Below are 18,869 nucleotides of genomic sequence, written 5' to 3'. Positions count from 1 at the left end.
GGAACAGAACAAGAATGTCGATCTTCCTCAACAAAGACTCCAAGGTCATCGTGCAGGGCATCACCGGCGGTGAGGGCACCAAGCACACCGCCCTCATGCTGAAGGCCGGCACGAAGATCGTCGGCGGCGTGAACGCGCGCAAGGCCGGCACCACGGTCGAGCACGACGGCGGCGTCTCACTGCCCGTGTTCGGCACGGTCGCCGAGGCCATCGCCGAGACCGGCGCGGATGTCTCGATCGTCTTCGTTCCGCCGGCGTTCGCCAAGGACGCAGTGCTCGAAGCCGTCGAAGCAGAGATCCCGCTTGTCGTCGTGATCACCGAGGGCATCCCGATCCAGGATTCTGCCGAGTTCTGGGCGACCGCGAAGGCCAAAGGCGGCAAGACCCGCATCATCGGCCCGAACTGCCCCGGCATCATCACACCGGGCGAGTCGCTCGTCGGCATCACGCCCGCCACGATCACCGGCAAGGGCCCGATCGGCCTGGTCTCGAAGTCGGGCACGCTGACGTACCAGATGATGTACGAGCTGCGGGATCTCGGTTTCTCGACCGCGATCGGCATCGGCGGCGACCCCATCATCGGCACGACGCACATCGATGCGCTCGAGGCGTTCGAGGCCGACCCCGACACCAAGGCGATCGTCATGATCGGCGAGATCGGCGGCGACGCCGAAGAGCGCGCGGCCGACTACATCAAGGCGCACGTGACGAAGCCCGTCGTCGGCTACGTCGCCGGCTTCACCGCTCCCGAGGGCAAGACGATGGGCCACGCCGGCGCCATCGTCTCGTCGGGTGCCGGAACGGCCGACGGCAAGAAGCTGGCGCTCGAGGCCGCGGGCGTCAAGGTCGGCAAGACGCCGAGCGAGACCGCCGCGCTGCTCCGCGAGGTGTACGCGGCGCTCTAGCCACGAGCATCGAAGGGCCTGTCACCGGTAGCGGTGGCGGGCCCTTCCTGTGCGCGCCGGTCTGCAGCGGACACGACCGCAATTCAGGCAGTCTCCCTCGCTGTCCACGATTGCGGGTCGGGTTGTCGCCTGGCCTGATCGAGTGACTCGCGGATGTCGCGGGGTTGCTCAATCGGGGGGTGGCGCGCGAGGCGCGGAGGGTGGGTGGGGTGGTGTCGGCTACGTTTGAACAGCCCGCTGGGGGCAGCCGGAGGGAGCCGACGAGTGACGAGCGAGTCGAACGGCGCCGACCGGATGTGGCCCGAAACGGCCGCGCCCGCGCTCCCCGCACCCGCGGCAGCAGCGGCCGTGCAACCGCCTCCGCCCCCGGCCCCGCCAGCCGAACTCGCGGCGGCGATGCACCAGCCCACCCGCTGGAAGCGCATCCGGCACCGCATCGTCACCCCGCCCGCCATCTATGGAACGCTGCTGGTCAGTGCCATCATCGGTACCTCGGAAGACGACGACACCGACTTCGACGTTCTGGTGACGACGGTGCCGACCCTGCTCGTGTTCTGGGTCGCGCACGTCTTCGCCGAGGGGATCTCGCACTACGGCAAGCACGGCCGCGAGAACACCACCATGCGCGGAGCGCTGAGGCACAGCGTCGGGCACTCCTCCGGGCTGCTGTATGCGGGTGTCGTTCCGTGCGCCTTCCTCGTCGCCGGCGCGGTCGGCGGCATGCAGGAAGCCCTGGCGTACGCTCTCGCGCTGCTCTTCCCCGTCTTCCTGCTCGGGGCGCTCGGCTGGTTCGCTCTGGCCGACAGGGGCGCGCGCTGGCCCGCCAAGCTCTTCGCCGCCTGGGTCACCAGCTCCCTCGGCCTGTTCGTCATCCTCCTCAAGATCGCCTTCCACTGAAACGCCGACCCCGTGAGACCACCCCTGTGAACCGACCCACCACCGCCCTCCTCTCCGCGCTCGACGCCCTGCTCGCGGTCGCGATCGGTCTCGGCATCCCACTCGTCATGCTGACGATCCTCTGGGCGACCCAGTTCGACCTCGGTATCGACTGGACGGTGTTCTGGCGGGCATCCGCAGACCTGTGGATGCTCGGCAACGGTGTCGACCTGCTGCTCACCATCGACCCCACAACGGCGGCCCGACTCGCGCTCGAGGGAGCCGCAACGCCGTTCGAGGTGGGCATCGCACCCCTCGGATTCGCGGCCCTCACCCTTCTGCTCGGCCGCCGCTCGGGCCTTCGCCTGGGGCTCTCGCCGCATCCCGTGCTGGGACTCGCGGTCGGTGTGGTCACGGTCGCGGTGCTTTCGGCGCTGGTCTGGCTGAGCGCCCAGAGTGCCGACGCCCTGCCGTCGTTCCGCCAGGCCGTGGTGTTCGTTCCGGGTGTCTACGGGCTGGGGGTCGTGATCGGTGCGGCGGGCAGCCTCGTGCGGGCGCGCGATCCGCTCGCTGCATGGGTGTTGCAGCAGTTCGACCGGCTCTCCGATGCCGTGCGTCCGCTCGTCGACGTCGCGCTTCGCGGTGGAGCGATCGTGGGCGCGGCGATGGTCGCTGTCGGCGGCCTTGCCATGGCGGTCTCGCTGGTCATCCACTACTCGACGGTGATCTCGCTCTACGAGTCTCTGCAGTCGGGCGTCGGCGGGGGCGCTGCGCTGACGCTCGGCCAGCTCGCGCTGCTGCCGAATGCGGTCATCTGGGCGGCGACCTGGTTCGTCGGCCCGGGCTTCGCGCTCGGCACGGGGTCATCGGTCTCGTCCCTCGGCACGCAGGTGGGCCTGCTGCCGTCGCTGCCGCTGTTCGGAGCCCTGCCCGAGGCGTCTCCGCTCGGTTTCGCCGTGCTGGTCGTGCCCGTGGCGATCGGTTTCGTGGTGGCAGTGGCCCTTCGTCCGCGGCTCGTCGGCCTCGCGTCGTCACTGTCGACGGGTGCCTGGGCGGGCCGGATGATCGGCACCGGTTTCGGGCTCGGAATCGTGGCGGCGAGCATCCTGGGCCTGCTCTCGGTGTTCTCCGGTGGCGCGGCGGGGCCCGGTCGCCTGGCCGACGTGGGCCCGGAGCCCGGCGCCGTCTGGCTCTGGTCGGCGGTGATCTTCGGAGTGTCGGCGAGCATCGGGCTGCTGGCGAGTGGGGTGCGGTTGCCGACGCGCGAAGCGAGGGTCACCACCGGGCAGCCCGCGAAGCCCGAGCAGACCGCGAAGCCCGGTCAGCCCGCGAAGCCCGGTCAGCCCGCGAAGCCCGGACAGCCCGCGAAGCCCGGGCAGACCGCGAAGCCCGCGAAGCCCGGGCAGCCCGAGCAGACCGCGAAGACGCCCGCCCCCACCCCGGCGGCGGGGGAGACCGCGAAGCCAGCCGCCACTACCGCCCCCGCCCCCGAATCCGAGACCCCCCTGCTGCGTTAGTCTGTGTGGGTGCTGTCGATAGTCGTTCTGATCTCCGGCGGAGGCTCGAACCTTCGTGCCCTCCTCGAGGCGGCGAGCGACAGAGACTTTCCCGCCCGCATCGTCGCCGTCGGCTCCGACACCGATGCAGCCGGCCTCGCCCACGCCGAGCAGTTCGGCGTGCCGACCTTCACCGTCACCCCGACGAGCTTCGCCGACCGCGCCGCATGGGGTGATGAACTGCTGCAGCAGGTCGAGCAGTGGACGCCCGACCTGGTCGTCTGCGCGGGTTTCATGCGCATCCTGCCCCCGCGTTTCGTCGGGGCACTCTCGCCGAACCTCATCAACACCCACCCGGCCCTGCTTCCGCTGTTCCCGGGCGCGCACGCGGTGCGGGATGCCCTCGCCGCCGGTGCCACCGAGACGGGCGTGACCGTGCACATCGTCGACGAGGGTGTCGACACCGGGCCGACCCTCGTGCAGCGGTCCGTCGCGGTGCTTCCCGGCGACACCGAACATGTGCTGCAGGAGCGCATCAAAGTCATCGAACGCGACCTGCTCGTGCAGACCGTGCGTGACATCGCCACCTCGACCATCGACCTCAGCAGCATCCACCAGAGCAACAGGAGTGCCACACCATCATGAGCGGCCCACGTCACGACCCCGCCGAATTCCACCACCGCGATCTCATCGAGATCAAGCGTGCGCTCGTCTCTGTGAGCGACAAATCCGGCCTCGTCGAGCTCGCCGGTGCCCTGAGCGCGGCCGGCGTGGAGATCGTCTCGACGGGTTCGACGGCGAAGACCATCGCGTCGGCCGGGTTCGCCGTCACCGAGGTGTCGTCGATCACCGGGTTCCCCGAGTCGCTCGACGGTCGCGTGAAGACCCTGCACCCCTCCGTCCACGCGGGCATCCTCGCCGACCTGCGGCTCGAGTCGCACATCGCGCAGCTGCAGCAGCTCGAGATCCAGGCCTTCCAGCTCGTGGTCGTGAACCTCTACCCGTTCAGCGAGACCGTCGCGAGCGGCGCCGAGCCCGACGACGTGATCGAACAGATCGACATCGGTGGCCCCGCCCTGGTGCGCGCCTCGGCCAAGAACCACGCGAACGTGGCCATCGCCGTGTCGCCCGACACCTATCCTCAGATCACCGAGGCGCTGACCTCCGGCGGAACCACCCTCGAGACCCGTCGCCACCTCGCGGCGACCGCGTTCGCCCACACCGCCGCCTACGACACGGGCGTCGCGACCTGGTTCGCCGAGCAGCTCGGAGCAAGCGCCCTGCCCGTCGAGGGTGTCTTCGACCCGACCGCCCCCCTGGGCGCCGAGGGATTCCCCAAGCTCCTCGAACGCAGTGTCGCCCTCTCGCACGAGCTGCGCTACGGCGAGAACTCGCACCAGAGGGCCGCCCTCTACCTCGAGCCGCGTGGCCACGGCATCGCGCAGGCTTCGCAGCTGAACGGCAAGGAGATGTCGTACAACAACTTCGTCGATGCGGACGCGGCCGTTCGCGCCGCGTGGGACTTCGCCGAGCCGGCGGTGGCCATCGTCAAGCACGCGAACCCGTGCGGAATCGCAGTCGCCTCTTCCACCGCTCTCGACCCGATCGCCTCGGCGCACCTCCGCGCGCACGAGTGCGACCCGGTGTCGGCCTTCGGCGGGGTCATCGCTGCCAACCGCACCGTCACGCTCGCCATGGCGGAGGCCGTGAAGGAGATCTTCACCGAGGTGCTGGTCGCGCCCGACTTCGAGCCCGACGCCCTGAAACTCCTGCAGACCAAGAAGAACCTGCGGATCCTCTGCCTGCCCTCCGAGTACGCGCGCTCCGCCGTCGAGCTGAAGCAGGTCAGCGGGGGAGTGCTGGCCCAGACGGCTGACGGGTTCGCGGGCTACACCACCGACGCGTGGCAGTTGGCCTCGGGTGAGCCGGCCGACGCCGACACGATGAGCGACCTGCTGTTCGCCTGGAAGGCCTGCCGTTCGGTGAAGTCGAACGCCATTCTGCTGGCGGTGAACGGGGCCTCCACCGGCGTCGGCATGGGCCAGGTCAACCGGGTCGATTCGTGTCACCTCGCGGTCAACCGCGCAGGGTCCCGTGCGGCGGGCTCGGTTGCCGCCAGCGACGCGTTCTTCCCCTTCGCCGACGGACTGCAGGTGCTGCTCGACGCGGGTGTGAAGGCCGTGGTGCAGCCCGGCGGGTCGGTTCGCGACGCCGAGGTCATCGAGGCCGCGCAGAACGCGGGCGTGACGATGTACTTCACCGGGGAGCGCCACTTCTTCCACTGAGCACCCCGCGCGCTAGGGTCGCTGGTATGCCCCTGCTCTCCAGCCGCTCGATTCTCGCCGCGGCCGTCTCCGCCATCGTCGTGGGCGCCACGGCCCACCTGGTCGTGCTGCTCGTGTTCTTCGCCGTGAACGGGTTCAAGCCCGACTACTTCGGCGACGTGAACGCGTTCTTCCTGCCGCAGACGCTCTTCACCGTGCTGTTCGCCGCGGTGTTGATCTTCGTGGGCGGCTACCGCAGCTGGTACATCGCCCTCACGAGCGGCGTGGTCGCCGGGCTGCTTGGGGCGCTGGTCGGCACGGCCGTGCCCCTCCTCGCCTCGGGCTCCCCGCTCACCGGCGAACTGATCGGCTACGTCGTCGCGACCCTGGTGGGCCTCAACCTCATCTTCGTGATCACGGTGGTCGTGGCCTCGGCCACGGTCGGTCGCCGGGTGTACGAGGGTCTGGCGACGGCCCAGGATGCCGGTGGTTCGGTCGGCGAGAGGCGCATCGCGATCATCCGGCGGCCTGCAGCCACCCTGGCCGACGGTCATGTGACGCACATCGACAAGCAGCAGATCGACCTCGACCTGGCCGACGAGCAGTGGGAGTCGTATGTGAACGTGCTGGAGAACGCCGGCTGGTCGACGATCGAGGTCGACCGGGCCGACGAGCTCGCCGACTCGGTGTTCGTCGAGGACGCGGTCATCATCTTCGGCGACGTCGCCGTCATCACGAGCCCCGGCAGCGAGCACCGCATCGCCGAGACCGAGGCGGTCGAGGCGACGGTTCGCGAGCTCGGGCTGAAGGTCGCGCGCATCGCCGTTCCCGGAACGCTCGACGGGGGGGACGTGCTGAAGGTCGGCACAACGGTCTACGTCGGGCGGAGCGGCCGCACGAACGCCGAGGGCATCCACCAGCTGCGGCACATCGTCTCGTCGCTCGGGTACACGGTCGTCGCCGTTCCGCTGACCAAGGTGCTTCACCTGAAGAGCGCTGTCACGGCCCTGCCCGACGGAACCGTCATCGGCTACCTGCCGCTCGTCGACGACCCCGCGATCTTCGACCGTTTTCTGAGCGTTCCCGAGGAGGGTGGTGCGCACGTCGTGAAGCTCACCGACGACACCGTGCTGATGGCGGCCTCCGCGCCCCTCACGGCCCAGCTCATCGAGAACCTCGGGTACCGCGTCATCTCGGTCGACATCAGCGAATACGAGAAGCTCGAGGGCTGCGTGACCTGCCTGTCCGTTCGCGTGCGCTGACGGGTCTCACCCTCGACCCCGACCTGAGGTTGCGCGGCGGGCGATTCTCTGTGTAGCCTTCAAGGCTGCCCGAAAACACCTCACAAGGGAAAATTCTCCATGCCTGCCTCACAAGAGCAGTCGACCCTCCGCACGCTCAGTCGGCTCTACACCTACGCCCGACCGGCGATGCCGCGCATCTACGGTGCGACTGCCGTGTCGCTCGTCGCGAGCCTGGTGTCGCTCGCGATTCCGCAGGTGCTGCAGGTGCTCATCGACGGCCCGCTCGCGCAGGGCGACTCCGCCCAGATCTGGCCGGTGGCGCTGGTCATCCTCGCTCTCGGGGTGCTCGAGGCCATCCTGATCGCCCTTCGCCGGGTTCTGGTGCTCACCCCGGGAACCCACATCGAGGCGAGCATGCGCAACAGCCTCTACCGGCACCTGCAGGAACTGCCGGTGGAGTTCCACGATCGCTGGCCGAGCGGCCAGCTGCTGTCGCGCGCCGTCAGCGACCTCAACATGATCAGGCGCTGGCTCTCGTTCGGCGTGGTCATCATTGTGGTCAACGTCGTCACGATCATCATCGGTTTCATCATCCTGCTCAGTCTGAATGGGGTGCTGGGGCTCATCTTCGCTGTCGCGTCCATTCCCGTGCTGGTCTACAGCTACGTCTTCGAGGGCCGGTACTCCAACGCCGCACGCCGCAGCCAGGACCAGGTGGGCGACCTCGCGACCTCCGTCGAGGAGTCGGTGCACGGCATCCGCGTGCTCAAAGCATTCGGTCGCGGGCCGTTCGCGCTGTCGAAGTTCGAGCGCCAGGCTGAGCGGCTGCGCGGAACCGAGATCGAGAAGGCGAAGGCCATCGCGAACATCTGGTTGTGGCTGCTGCTGATACCGGATGTCGCGTTCGCGGTCTGCCTCGTCGTCGGCGTCTACCTGGCCTCCGTCGGGCAGGCCACCGTGGGCGACCTCGTCGCTTTCTTCGCCACCGCCACGGTGCTGCTGTTTCCCGTGCAGTCGATGGGCTACTTCCTGGCGATGACCTTCGACGCCAAGACCGCGACGTCGAGATTCTTCGACGTGCTCGACTCCGAGAACACGATCGTCGACCCCGAGGTTCCGACGAGCATCCTGAACCCCCGCGGCAGGCTGACGTTCGACGACGTGCACTTTCGGTACCAGGATGCCCCCCAGAGCCACGACGACCTGCTGAACGGTATCGACCTGGTCGTCGAGCCGGGGGAGACGATGGCGCTGGTCGGCCTCACCGGGTCGGGCAAGAGCACGCTGACGGCACTCACCACCCGGCTCTACGACGTGAATTCGGGTCGGGTGATGCTCGACGGCATCGACATCCGCGACCTGTCGAAAGTCGAGGTTCGCACGAACATCGCCATGGCCTTCGAAGACGCTACCCTCTTCAGTGCCTCGGTGCGGGAGAATCTGGTTCTGGGTCGCCCGGACGCCAGTGAGGAGGAGGTCGCCGAGGCAATCGCCATCGCGCAGGCCCAGTTCGTCTACGACCTCCCCGAGGGCCTCGACACCCGGGTCGGCGAGGAGGGCCTGAGCCTCTCGGGTGGCCAGCGCCAGCGGCTCGCGCTCGCGCGCGCCGTCACCGCGAAGCCTCGGGTGCTGGTGCTCGACGACCCCCTGAGCGCTCTCGATGTCGACACCGAGGCGCTGGTGGAGGCGGCACTTCGCCGGGTGCTCGCCTCGACCACCGCGCTCATCGTGGCGCACCGGCCGTCGACCGTGGCTCTCGCCGATCGGGTGGCGCTGCTGCAGAACGGCCGCGTGACGGCCGTCGGAACCCATGCGGATCTTCTGGCGCACAACGACCACTACCGCTATGTGATCTCGAGTTTCGATGAAGAGGAGGTGACCGCGTGACCGAATCCACCGTCACCGGCGTCGAGGGCGAAGAGCGCAACGACTTCACCAAGGCCGAGAGCCGGCAGATCCGGCGACGCTCGACGCAGCTTCTGGGGTCGTTGCTCAGCCCCGAGCGCTCACGACTGCTCGTCGGGCTCGTCGTCGTCATCGTCAGCACGGCGGCGCAGGTGGCCGGCCCCGCCCTGATCGCCTACGGCATCGACACCGGTCTGCCCCAGTTGGTCGATCGCAACTGGATTCCGCTCGCCATGGCCGGGGCGATCTACCTGGTCACCGGCATCGTCGGGGCGGTGCTCATCTCGTGGTTCACCGTGCTCACGGCGCGCATCTCCCAGGCGATCCTGTTCGACCTGCGCAAACGCGTCTTCCTGCAGACCCAGCGCCTCAGCCTCGAGTTCCACGAGACCTACACGTCGGGCCGCATCATCTCGCGCCAGACGAGCGACCTCGATTCCATCCGGGAACTGCTCGACTCAGGCATCAACCAGCTCGTGCAGGGCCTGCTGTACATGCTCTTCATCGGCATCGCGCTGTTCTCGCTCGACATCGCCAGCGGGCTGATCCTGGTCGTCTCGCTCGTGCCGCTGCTCATTCTCACCCGCTGGTTCCAGCTGCGCTCACAGCGACTGTTCCGAACGACCCGAACAGCGTCGGCGAAGCTGATCGTCAAGTTCGTCGAGACCATGACGGGCATCAGGGCGGTCAAGGCCTTCCGCACCGAGAAGAGCAACGCGGCGGAGTTCGGCGCGCTCGTCGAGGGCCATCGTCTCTCGAATGCCCGGGTCATCCAGCTGTTCGGCATCTTCGACCCCGGGCTGGTGCTGATCGGCAACGTCACGGTGGCCGTGGTTCTGCTCGTCGGTGCGTTCCGGGTGATCGATGGCCAGGTGGCGATCGGTGCGCTGCTCGCCGCCGTGCTCTACACCCGCCGCTTCTTCGACCCGATGGAGGAGATGGCGATGTTCTACAACTCCTACCAGTCTGCCGCAGCAGCGCTGGAGAAGATCTCCGGCGTGCTCGAGGAGGAGCTCAGCGTGCCCGACCCGGTGCGCCCCATCGACCTGTGGAAGGCCGAGGGTTCGATCGACTTCGACGAGGTCGAGTTCTCGTACCAGAACGGCCGCGTCGTGCTGCCCGAGTTCAGCCTGCACCTCCCCGCGGGCCAGACCATCGCGCTGGTGGGGTCGACAGGCGCGGGCAAGTCCACGCTCGCGAAGCTCATCTCCAGGTTCTACGACCCCTCCACCGGACGGGTCGCGCTCGATGGCATCAGCCTGCGCGACCTGCACCCGAAAGACCTCCGACGCGCCATCGTGATGGTCACCCAGGAGGCCTACCTCTTCTCCGGAACGGTCGCCGACAACATCGCCATCGGCAGGCCGGGTGCCTCCCGCGAGGAGATCGTCGCTGCCGCCAAAGCGGTCGGCGCCCACGCCTTCATCGACTCTCTGCCCGACGGGTACGAGACCGATGTGAACAAGCGCGGTGGGCGGGTCTCAGCGGGCCAGCGCCAGTTGGTGTCGTTCGCGCGGGCGTTCCTGGCCGACCCCGCGGTGCTCATCCTCGACGAGGCGACGGCATCCCTCGACATCCCGAGCGAGCGCCAGGTTCAGGATGCGCTGCAGACCCTGCTCGCAGATCGCACGGCCATCATCATCGCCCACCGGCTCTCGACCGTGGCCATCGCCGACCGCGTGCTGGTGATGGAGCACGGGCGCATCATCGAAGACGGAACACCGGCCGACCTGATCGGCGGTACCGGCCGATTCGCGCAGCTGCACGCATCGTGGCGCGAGTCGTTGGTGTAGCCGGCCCAGGGTTTAGCGCTCCGAGGGGGTAGCTGGCCCAGGGTCTGGCTGGCCCGGCCGACTGCTACGGAGTCCAGGCGTAGTAGTGGTCGTCCTGGCCGAAGAGGTGCCAGACGCCGGCGCACACCGGAACGACGCCGTCGTTCAGTTTCTGCGGCCACCAGGTCTCAGCCAGCTCGGCCGTCATCGCGCCCGTGCTCTTCGACTGGTCGACCTGCGGATCTGACGCCGGGTCGCAGGCCGTGAACGTCGGGGGCGTCGCGCCGGGTGAGAACATCATGATCGAGGCCTTGGTGGTCTCGTCGGTCTTGATACGGATGAAGGTGGCATCGGCCGGCACCCACGACGGCAGGGCCACGGTCTCGGCAGCCCCCGCGGCGTCGGCCGGCGTGGCGTAGATCGCCGAGGCGAACGGCGGTGAGATCACGTTGGCAACGCCGCAACCCGAGAGCATCAGGGTGCCCAGAGCGATGATCGGCACAGCAACCAGCAAGCGACGCTTCACAGCTTCTCCGGGTGTCTGTCGAGTGGGTGAACAGGTTCGTGGTGGGTCAGTCATCTGGATTCCACCTTGCCACAGCGTAGTCGACCCGGTAACCGCACTCCGTCAGGGCGGGGCTGAGGGGCATTTTCTCAGCTTCGTAGTGCGGTGCGGCATTCCGTTCGAGGCCCCGGGGCGGATGCCCGCCCGAACGCACCACACGCCACCACGGGTGGGCGCCGGCCGAGTGGGCCAGCACAGTGCCCACGGCGCGTGCGGCCCGGGAGCCGAGCAGGGCCGCGACATCCCCGTAGGTCAGCACCCGCCCGGCAGGGATGGAGTCGACGACCTCCAGAACCCGCGCCCCGAAGTCTTCGAGGTGATGGTGAGTCACTGGCCCCACCTCAGCCGGGGTTCAGCCGCCGTAGGCCGCTTCAACTCAGAGTGTGAGGGCGGCGATCGTCTCGCCGAACTGGGTCTCGCCGACCGGCTCGAACCCGACGGCGAGGAAGAAGGCCTCGGGCCCGAGGTCTCCCGGCTCGAACATGACCGTGAGGCGGTCGAAGCCCCGCGTTCTCGCCTCCTCGGCCAGTGCGGTCACAGCGAAACGGCCGATGCCCTTGCCCTGCGCGTCTGCCGCCACGTTCATGCGCCAGATGCACCCGCGAAACTCGTCGTGCGGGCTGTCGGGGTCGAAGTTGCCCATGATGAAGCCGACGACCTCGTCGCCGTCGAGCACCACCCGGGGCCATGCCGTCGCGGGGTTCACATACGCCTCGGCGATGGAATGCGAGACCGGCGCGACGAACTGCTCCTGCCCCGGCTTCAGGGTCAGCGTGTTTGCGGCCACGATGTTGCTCGCAGAGAGCTCCACCAGTCTCAGGTCGGTCATGATCACAGGGTAGCGGCTGGCCCCGGCGCGCGCCACAGCCGAAAGTCTCTCTACGTCAAGACAGTTGGCGAAGCGAGTAGGCTACACATGGCCTTCAGTGGCCGACGAATTTGACACGTACGAAGAGGAGTAGCGAATGTCGAAAATCCACGTAGAAGGAACGGTCGTCGAGCTTGACGGCGACGAGATGACGCGAATCATCTGGCAGGCCATCAAAGACACGCTCATCCACCCCTACCTCGAGATCGACCTCGAGTACTACGACCTCGGCATCGAGCACCGCGACGCGACCGACGACCAGGTGACCATCGACGCTGCGAAGGCCATCCAGAAGCACGGCGTGGGTGTCAAGTGCGCCACCATCACGCCCGATGAGGCCCGTGTCGAGGAGTTCGGCCTGAAGAAGATGTGGAAGAGCCCCAACGGCACGATCCGAAACATCCTGGGCGGCACCATCTTCCGTGAGCCCATCATCATCTCGAACATCCCGCGTCTCGTTCCCGGCTGGAACAAGCCGATCATCGTCGGTCGCCACGCGTTCGGCGACCAGTACAAGGCGACCGACTTCCGGTTCGAGGGCAAGGGAACGCTGACCATCTCGTTCACGCCCGAAGACGGCAGCGAAGCACAGTCGTTCGAGGTCTTCCAGTCGCCGGGTTCGGGTGTCGCCATGGCGATGTACAACCTCGACGACTCGATCCGGGACTTCGCGCGGGCTTCCCTCAGCTACGGACTCAGCCGCACGTACCCGGTGTACCTCTCGACCAAGAACACCATCCTGAAGGCCTATGACGGCCGGTTCAAAGACCTCTTCCAGGAGGTCTTCGACGAGGAGTACGCCGACCGCTTCGCGGAGGCCGGCATCACCTACGAGCACCGCCTCATCGACGACATGGTCGCTGCGGCACTCAAGTGGGAGGGCGGCTACGTGTGGGCCGCCAAGAACTACGACGGTGACGTGCAGAGCGACACCGTCGCCCAGGGCTTCGGCTCGCTGGGCCTGATGACGAGCGTGCTCTTCACGCCCGACGGCAAGACCGTCGAGGCCGAAGCCGCGCACGGCACCGTCACGCGTCATTACCGCCAGCACCAGGCCGGCAAGCCCACGTCGACCAACCCCATCGCGTCGATCTACGCGTGGACCCGTGGGCTCGCGCACCGCGCAAAGCTCGACGACAACGCCGAGCTAGCGACGTTTGCCGACACGCTCGAAGATGTGGTCATCAAGACGGTCGAGTCGGGTGCGATGACGAAAGACCTCGCCCTGCTCGTCGGCCCCGACCAGGCCTACCAGACCACCGAGGAGTTCCTCGCGACGCTGGCCGAGAACCTGAAGACGCGCCTGGCGTAGCCTCGGCCGTTCTGTTCACGCTGGGCGGCCGGTTCACTCCGGCGGCCCAGCGTGCTTTCAGACGACCGGCGCGCCGGCGGCCCAGACCCGGCTGACGTTCCATTCGGTGTCGAACAGCACGACGTCGGCCGCGAAACCGGGCGCCAGGTAGCCCAGACGGTCATCCAGCCCCAGCGCACGGGCCGGCGAGGCCGTCACCGCGCGAATGGCGAGCACCGGATCGATCTCGGAGTCGATGAGCGCCGACCGCAGTGCGACATCCTGGGTCAGCGTCGAGCCGGCAATGGTGGTCGTTCCCGACAGCAGGGCCCGGCCATCGGTCACCGACACCGACAGATCGCCGAGCGTGTAGTGCCCGTCGGCCGAACCCGCTGCCGCCATGGCATCGGTGATCAGCAGAATGCGCATCGGAGCTGCGAAGAACGCGACCCGGGCGACCTCAGGATGCACGTGGAACCCGTCGAGAATGAGCTCGAGGGCCACGCGCGGGTCACCAAGCGCCGCCGTCACAGGGCCCGGCTCGCGGTGCCTGATGCCGGGCATCGCGTTGAACGCATGGGTGAGCAGGGTCGCGCCGTGGTCGAACGCCTGTTTCGTGACGGCGAAGTCGGCGTCGGTGTGGCCGACTCCCACGAGCACTCCGGCGGCCACGAAACGGTCGATCGCCTCCATCGCTCCGGGTAGTTCGGGAGCCAGGGTGACCTGCCTGATCGTTCCGCGGCCGGCGCTGAGGAGCTTGTCGACGATCTCGGGCGACGGAGTGAGCAGGTACTCGGGGTTGTGGGCGCCGCGCTGAGTGCTCGCGAGGAACGGGCCCTCGAGGTGCGAGCCGAGGATGAGCGGGTCTGCGTCGGCCAGGTCGGCGATCGTCGACAGGCTCTCGCACAGTTTCTCGATGGGGTTGGCGACCAGGCTGAGGAGGGACCGGGTCGTGCCGTGGGCGCGGTGCACCGCCACGGCCTTCTCGATCGCCTCGGCACCATCGTCGAAGGCGTGGCCGCCACCGCCGTGGCTGTGCATGTCGATGAAGCCCGGGCTGAGCCTGCGGCCCCCGGCATTGATGACCTCGGCGTTCGGCGCGGTCGCCCAGCCGTGCCAGCCGTTGCCTGTACCTGTCGCAGCGATGGTGGGCCCGGTGAAGGCGATCCAGAAGTCGTCGAGAAAGTCGTCGGCGTCGACCTTCGTGGCGGAGTGGATGACGACGGTCACGCGAACTCCTTGCGACCGGAGATGACGCCGCTGATCACGGCCAGGATGCCGAAGACGACCGCGACGATCCATTGCCCCATGACGAGCCAGGCGAGCGCCGCCGACCCCATGATCACGATCTCGACCAGGGCCTTGCCGAAAGGATCGAGCGTGATGACGGCCTTGGGGGAGCGGAACAGGCCCCAGAGCACGATGGCGAACAGAGGTGCGCCGATGCCGAAGGCCCAGTTCCAGAGCGGCGGCCACGCAAGAAAGCCCCAGAGCCCGATCGAGAAGAAGGCGAACAGCTCGAGCACGAAGCGAAAAGCGTCGTTCGGGCCGATGCGCTGGGGTGCGCTCTGGTCGGTGTTCACGCCTGCAATCGTACTGCGCGGCAGGGTGCCCGGCCTGCCGCTGCCCGTCACCCGGCCGTCCCGCCTCCCTTGCGGCCCGGCCTGCCGCCGCTCGCCCCGCCGCGCGCCCCGCCCCGTGCCCCGCCCCGTGCCGCGCAGCCTGCGGTGTGCCCTGAACACCGGGTACCATGGACAGTGGTGGGCGGATATCGCACTGCCCCGAGCGCGGACATGGTCGGTTGCGTACTCGCCGAATGTGCACCCTCGAAACGTGGTCTTTTCGCCGTGACGAACTCCGTCAAACTCCCCGTCGTTCCCTCTGCTGACGCACCCTTCCCCTACGGCGGGCTCTTCGTGCTCGCCACCGCCGTCTTCATGTCGGTCACGGCAGAGATGATGCCGACAGGGTTGCTGCCCGAGATGAGCGCAGACCTCGGCGTGAGCGAGGGCCAGATCGGCTTGCTCGTCACGCTCTTCGCTGTCGCGGTGGTGGTCACGGCCGTACCGCTGACCGCGCTGACCCGGCGCTTCTCTCGCCACTCCCTCATTGTCGCCGTGCTGATCACGGTGGCCGTCAGCAGCGTGCTCTCTGCCCTCGCGCCCAACTACGAACTGCTCGCCGTCGCGCGCGTGCTCGGCGGCACAGCCCATGGGCTCTTCTGGGCCATCGTCGGGGTGTACTCGGCACACCTGGTTCCCCGTCACCACATCGCCCGTGCCGTCGCGATCACGACTGGCGGCGGAACGCTCGCCTTCGTACTCGGTGTTCCCATTGCCACGGTGGTCGGGCACGCCTTCGGCTGGCGCGTGCCGTTCGCGGCCATCGGTGTGCTGGCTTTGTGCGCAGCGGTGCTGATCGCGAAGCTGCTGCCGAGGGTCGATGCTCCGGCTCCGGATGCTCGCTCGGCAGCATCCCGCAATACGAAGCAGCGCGATGCGAGTGTGCCGGGCGTCGCGCTGCTCTGCGCCGTCGTCGCCATCCTCATGGTGGGTCACTACGCGATGTACACCTACGTCACGCCCTACCTCATCGGTCGGATGGGTGTGCCGGGCGCGAACGTCGGAGGCCTGCTCTTCGTGTACGGAGTGGCGGGAGCCGTGGGGCTGCTGCTGGCCGGGTTCGTCTTCTCCGCCCGCCCCACCTTCGGTGTGGGAATCGGACTCGTCGTCACGGGTGCCTCCGTGGTGGTGCTGTCGGTCTGGGCCGCGAACCCGTTCCTGGCGATTCCGGCGTTCGCTGTCTGGGGTGCGGCGTTCGGTGTCATTCCGGCGCTCATGCAGGCGCGGCTCCTGCACGTGGCCTCGCCGGCCATTCGCGACACGGCCAACGCCTACTACTCGACCTCGTTCAACATCGGTATCGCGGGCGGCGCTCTCCTCGGGAGTGTGCTCCTCGGCGCTTTCGGCCTCGAATCGCTCCCCCTCGGCTACCTCGTCCTGCTCGTCGTAGCGGGCGCCCTCCTCTGGGTCTCGGTCATCGTCGCGCACCGTCGCCACGCTGCCACCCTGGCCTGACGCCACTCCGGCCTGACGCCACCCTGGCCTGGCGCCACTCTGGCCTGGGGCCACGTGGACGGGCGCGGAGTGCTACGGGGCGGGATGGACGGTGGTGGTGGCCGAGGGGCCGTGCTGGCCGGTGTCGGGATCGGTGTAGCGGATGGCTATGGTGACCGCGGATGGATCGGTGGTGGGGGTTTCTGAGAGCGACAGGTCACCGCCGTAGTACCCGTCGGAGTTGAGAGCCTGGGTGAGCGGGTTCGGTTCACCGTCGACGGAGACCTGGAAGAAGGCGTCGGGAACCCCGCGGGCGTAGAGCCTGAATCCCGATGCGCTGACCGATTCCCCGGGCTGCGGGGTGAGGATGGCCAGGGGTGCGAGAGTGACGCTCGTCTCCGGGCTGACGGGTGAGGCGGTTCCTGCGGCGGACACCTGGCGGAGGGCGAGGCGGTGGGTTCCGAAGCCGAGGCCCGGGTAATCCCTAATCTCGAACGCGCCCCTGGCATCTGCCGTGAGTGTCGCGACCACGGTGGAGCCATCTGGGGTGGCGCCGGACGCGACTCGGCCCGGCTCGGAGGTCGCGCCCGGGCCGGGGGTGGCGCCGGCTGTTCTGGCGAGGGTGCGGGTGGTGGTGGCGTCGGGGAGATCGATGACCTCGATCGTGGCACCTGGTTCGGCGTGGCCGGTGATGACGGGGAAGAGGCGGGCGTCAGGGTCTGCGGTGATATCGAATTCCGGGGCCGCGGGGATGACCGGCGGAACGGGCGGGGTTGGCGGAACGGGCGGGGTCGGCGGAACGGGCGGGGTCGGAGGCGATGGGGGATCGACGACCGGGGGGAGCGGTGCGGGCGGCAGTGTGACCGGGGGCGGGGTGACCGGCGGCAGTGTGACGGGCGGCGGGGTGACCGGGGGCAGTGTGACGGGCGGCGGGGTGACCGGGGGCAGCGGCGGAATGCTGCTGTCTGGCGTGGGCGTCGCGGGGAGCGTCGAGGGGGTGGTGGGCAGGGTTGCGGTGGGCGTCGGGGTGGCGGTGATCGGTGCTGCCGGGGTGGTGGGTGATGCCGGTGGAGCCGTGGTGGACTGCACGACGTCGACCGAGCGCGCAGAGGGAGAGCCGGAGCCGGTGCCCGTGCCTCCCGTGCCTCCACCCGAAACGCCCGCACCTGCGCCGCTGCTGCCCGTGCCCGGAGTGGTTGCGGCCCCGGTGCCCGGCGCACCGCCACCAGAACCGGGAGTCCCGCCCAGCAGTGATGCAGAGGCGTCGTTCGCCGATCGTTGCTCGGAGCCGAATGGCCCGGTGCTGAGGGAGGGGTCTCCGTCTTCCGAGGTGACGGTGGTCGGTGCCGCCTCGACGGTCTGGGGGGCGGTCGAGAGAAGAGGTGAGAGCAGGAAGGCTGCACCGACGGCGGCCGCGGTGGCAAGGGCGAAGCCGACGACGCTGCTCGCCCGGGGGAAGACGGCGACCAGACCGGTGCGGGCCGAGCCGACGGCGCCGGCACTTCCGTGGCGTGCCCAGCGCGCGCCACGGCCGATGGTGCCGAGCGGGCGAGAGGCCGAGGCGGTGGAGACGGAGGAGGGCGAGGGTGCAGCCGGTGACACCGAAACGAGGTGCACCGCAGGCACCCCGTGCGCGACGGGTGCGGGCGCCACAGCCGCCGCCGGCGCCCCGTGAACCGCCGGCACCCCGTGAACCGCCGGGACCCCGTGAACCGCCGCCGCCCCGTGCAGAGCAGGCACCCCCTGCACGGCCGCCGACGCCGCCGCGACCGCACCGCTGCCGCCACCCTGCAGCGACACGGTGTAGGCGGTCGCCCCCGCGATGCCTGCCACCAGCGGCAGCAGCACCAGCGCGAGCCGTGAGCCCACGTCACGGGCCTCCTCGCCGACGATGCTGCAGGAGGCACACTCCGCGAGGTGCTGCTGCACCTTGCGTGTCTCGCGGGCGCCGAGGCTGCCGCGAGTGTACGAGCCGAGCTTCTCGATCACGGCGGCACACTCGGTGTCTGCTGCTCGTACGAGGTGCGCCTGGATCCACGCCTGCCGGAGGCCCTCCCGGGCCCGGAACGTGAGCGCAGACACCGCGTTCGACGTCATTCCGAGCAGCGGCGCGATCTCGTGCGAGGCCAGTTGCTCGACCTCGCTGTACCAGAGCGCCTCCTGCCAGCGCGTCGGCGGGCTGCGGAAGGCCTGGGCCGTCAGGCTCTTGTCGAGGGCGAGGATCGTCTCGGACTCTTCGCTCGACGGGTCGGCCAGTGCATCGAGCTCGTCGCTCGCGTCGACCTGCGCACCGCGCTTCAGCTGCATGCCGACGTTGCGGATGGTACTGAAGAGGTAGGGCCGGAACGCACTGGTGGGGCCACCGCCGCTGCGAATGGCCTGCAGCACTTTGGCGAAGGCCTCGGAGACGATGTCGTCGGCATCGTACGAGAAGCTGCGGGCCACCGTTCGGCCCGCCCGCGAGTGCCTGTTCCATAGCTCCGCGAAGGCCCGTGAATCACCGGCCCGGGTGCGCTCGACGAGGTCGAGGTCGCTCGGGCCCGTCTCAGTGTCGGGTACCGCGTGCGCCCCGATCGGCTCACCCATCGCTCCGTTGGCCAACACCGCGCTCATCTCCTGTCGCGGCA

At 68.7% G+C, this 18,869-nt stretch carries 16 protein-coding genes; 10 read left to right on the top strand and 6 right to left on the bottom strand.

All coding sequences use genetic code 11. The features are described from left to right. Window positions 1-14 precede the first annotated feature (14 nt). The 8 genes from sucD (at window position 15) to B7R24_RS12115 (ending at window position 10,483) form a co-directional block, all read left to right on the top strand. Window positions 15-905 carry a succinate--CoA ligase subunit alpha gene (gene sucD, locus B7R24_RS12150; protein ID WP_116419236.1) on the top strand — a complete coding sequence of 297 codons (891 nt, stop codon included), beginning with the start codon at window positions 15-17 and terminating at the stop codon, window positions 903-905. Window positions 906-1,169: 264 nt separating this feature from the next. Continuing rightward, window positions 1,170-1,802 carry a hypothetical protein gene (locus tag B7R24_RS12145; RefSeq protein ID WP_116419235.1) on the top strand — a complete coding sequence of 211 codons (633 nt, stop codon included), beginning with the start codon at window positions 1,170-1,172 and terminating at the stop codon, window positions 1,800-1,802. A gap of 26 nt (window positions 1,803-1,828) precedes the next feature. Beyond that, window positions 1,829-3,298: a cell division protein PerM gene (locus tag B7R24_RS17825; RefSeq protein ID WP_216363679.1), complete on the top strand. Its 1,470-nt coding sequence runs from the start codon at window positions 1,829-1,831 to the stop codon at window positions 3,296-3,298. 9 nt (window positions 3,299-3,307) lie between these two features. After that, window positions 3,308-3,922, top strand: a complete 615-nt coding sequence (purN, locus tag B7R24_RS12135) for a phosphoribosylglycinamide formyltransferase (protein ID WP_116419346.1) — start codon at window positions 3,308-3,310, stop codon at window positions 3,920-3,922. Continuing rightward, window positions 3,919-5,562, top strand: a complete 1,644-nt coding sequence (gene purH, locus B7R24_RS12130) for a bifunctional phosphoribosylaminoimidazolecarboxamide formyltransferase/IMP cyclohydrolase (protein ID WP_116419234.1) — start codon at window positions 3,919-3,921, stop codon at window positions 5,560-5,562. Before purN ends, purH begins: the two co-directional genes overlap by 4 nt. Window positions 5,563-5,588: 26 nt before the next feature. After that, window positions 5,589-6,803: a dimethylargininase gene (gene ddaH, locus B7R24_RS12125; RefSeq protein WP_116419233.1), complete on the top strand. Its 1,215-nt coding sequence runs from the start codon at window positions 5,589-5,591 to the stop codon at window positions 6,801-6,803. A 99-nt stretch (window positions 6,804-6,902) separates the two neighbouring features. Further along, the gene (locus tag B7R24_RS12120; protein WP_116419232.1) at window positions 6,903-8,672 is read left to right on the top strand and encodes an ABC transporter ATP-binding protein; all 1,770 of its coding nucleotides are present in this window, start codon (window positions 6,903-6,905) and stop codon (window positions 8,670-8,672) included. Continuing rightward, the gene (locus B7R24_RS12115; RefSeq protein WP_116419231.1) at window positions 8,669-10,483 is read left to right on the top strand and encodes an ABC transporter ATP-binding protein; all 1,815 of its coding nucleotides are present in this window, start codon (window positions 8,669-8,671) and stop codon (window positions 10,481-10,483) included. Before B7R24_RS12120 ends, B7R24_RS12115 begins: the two co-directional genes overlap by 4 nt. A gap of 64 nt (window positions 10,484-10,547) precedes the next feature. Here B7R24_RS12115 and B7R24_RS12110 read toward each other — a convergent pair whose 3' ends face one another. The 3 genes from B7R24_RS12110 to B7R24_RS12100 are packed head-to-tail and all read right to left on the bottom strand — an operon-like array spanning window position 10,548 to window position 11,856. Continuing rightward, window positions 10,548-10,988 (bottom strand): hypothetical protein, encoded by a 441-nt coding sequence (locus tag B7R24_RS12110; protein ID WP_147304032.1) that lies wholly within the window; start codon window positions 10,986-10,988, stop codon window positions 10,548-10,550. Between the two features lie 46 nt (window positions 10,989-11,034). Then, window positions 11,035-11,358: an MGMT family protein gene (locus B7R24_RS12105; protein ID WP_116419229.1), complete on the bottom strand. Its 324-nt coding sequence runs from the start codon at window positions 11,356-11,358 to the stop codon at window positions 11,035-11,037. Between the two features lie 45 nt (window positions 11,359-11,403). Continuing rightward, window positions 11,404-11,856, bottom strand: a complete 453-nt coding sequence (locus tag B7R24_RS12100) for a GNAT family N-acetyltransferase (RefSeq protein WP_116419345.1) — start codon at window positions 11,854-11,856, stop codon at window positions 11,404-11,406. Window positions 11,857-11,992: 136 nt separating this feature from the next. Between B7R24_RS12100 and B7R24_RS12095 the strand changes: the two genes are divergently transcribed. Next, complete coding sequence (locus tag B7R24_RS12095; protein ID WP_116419228.1) at window positions 11,993-13,207, top strand: NADP-dependent isocitrate dehydrogenase; 1,215 nt, start codon at window positions 11,993-11,995, stop codon at window positions 13,205-13,207. 57 nt (window positions 13,208-13,264) lie between these two features. Here the strand turns inward: B7R24_RS12095 and nagA are convergent, their stop codons facing one another. Next, a complete protein-coding gene (gene nagA, locus B7R24_RS12090) occupies window positions 13,265-14,416 on the bottom strand; it encodes an N-acetylglucosamine-6-phosphate deacetylase (protein ID WP_253259443.1) in 1,152 nt (383 codons plus the stop codon). Next, window positions 14,413-14,769 (bottom strand): YrdB family protein, encoded by a 357-nt coding sequence (locus B7R24_RS12085; RefSeq protein ID WP_253259442.1) that lies wholly within the window; start codon window positions 14,767-14,769, stop codon window positions 14,413-14,415. The genes nagA and B7R24_RS12085 overlap by 4 nt, the downstream gene beginning before the upstream one ends. 264 nt (window positions 14,770-15,033) lie before the next feature. On the opposite strand from B7R24_RS12085, the gene B7R24_RS12080 reads away from it, so the two are divergent. Further along, entirely contained in the window at window positions 15,034-16,263 is a 1,230-nt protein-coding gene (locus B7R24_RS12080; protein ID WP_253259441.1) for an MFS transporter, read from the top strand. Between the two features lie 72 nt (window positions 16,264-16,335). On the opposite strand, the gene B7R24_RS12075 is transcribed toward B7R24_RS12080, so the two are convergent. Further along, window positions 16,336-18,846, bottom strand: coding sequence for a sigma-70 family RNA polymerase sigma factor (locus B7R24_RS12075; protein WP_172582805.1), 2,511 nt, complete (start codon window positions 18,844-18,846; stop codon window positions 16,336-16,338). Window positions 18,847-18,869 lie beyond the last annotated feature (23 nt).

The organism is Subtercola boreus, from assembly GCF_003399645.1.
GTDB lineage: Bacteria > Actinomycetota > Actinomycetes > Actinomycetales > Microbacteriaceae > Subtercola > Subtercola boreus_A.
This window is presented reverse-complemented; position numbering and strand designations above follow the sequence as displayed.

What these genes read in the sequence shown, in the direction of transcription:
- sucD (WP_116419236.1), top strand. Translation starts at nt 15, where the DNA reads ATGTCGATCTTCCTCAACAAAGACTCCAAGGTCATCGTGCAGGGCATC.
- purH (WP_116419234.1), top strand. Translation starts at nt 3,919, where the DNA reads ATGAGCGGCCCACGTCACGACCCCGCCGAATTCCACCACCGCGATCTC.
- ddaH (WP_116419233.1), top strand. Translation starts at nt 5,589, where the DNA reads ATGCCCCTGCTCTCCAGCCGCTCGATTCTCGCCGCGGCCGTCTCCGCC.
- B7R24_RS12120 (WP_116419232.1), top strand. Translation starts at nt 6,903, where the DNA reads ATGCCTGCCTCACAAGAGCAGTCGACCCTCCGCACGCTCAGTCGGCTC.
- B7R24_RS12100 (WP_116419345.1), bottom strand. Translation starts at nt 11,856, where the DNA reads ATGACCGACCTGAGACTGGTGGAGCTCTCTGCGAGCAACATCGTGGCC.
- B7R24_RS12095 (WP_116419228.1), top strand. Translation starts at nt 11,993, where the DNA reads ATGTCGAAAATCCACGTAGAAGGAACGGTCGTCGAGCTTGACGGCGAC.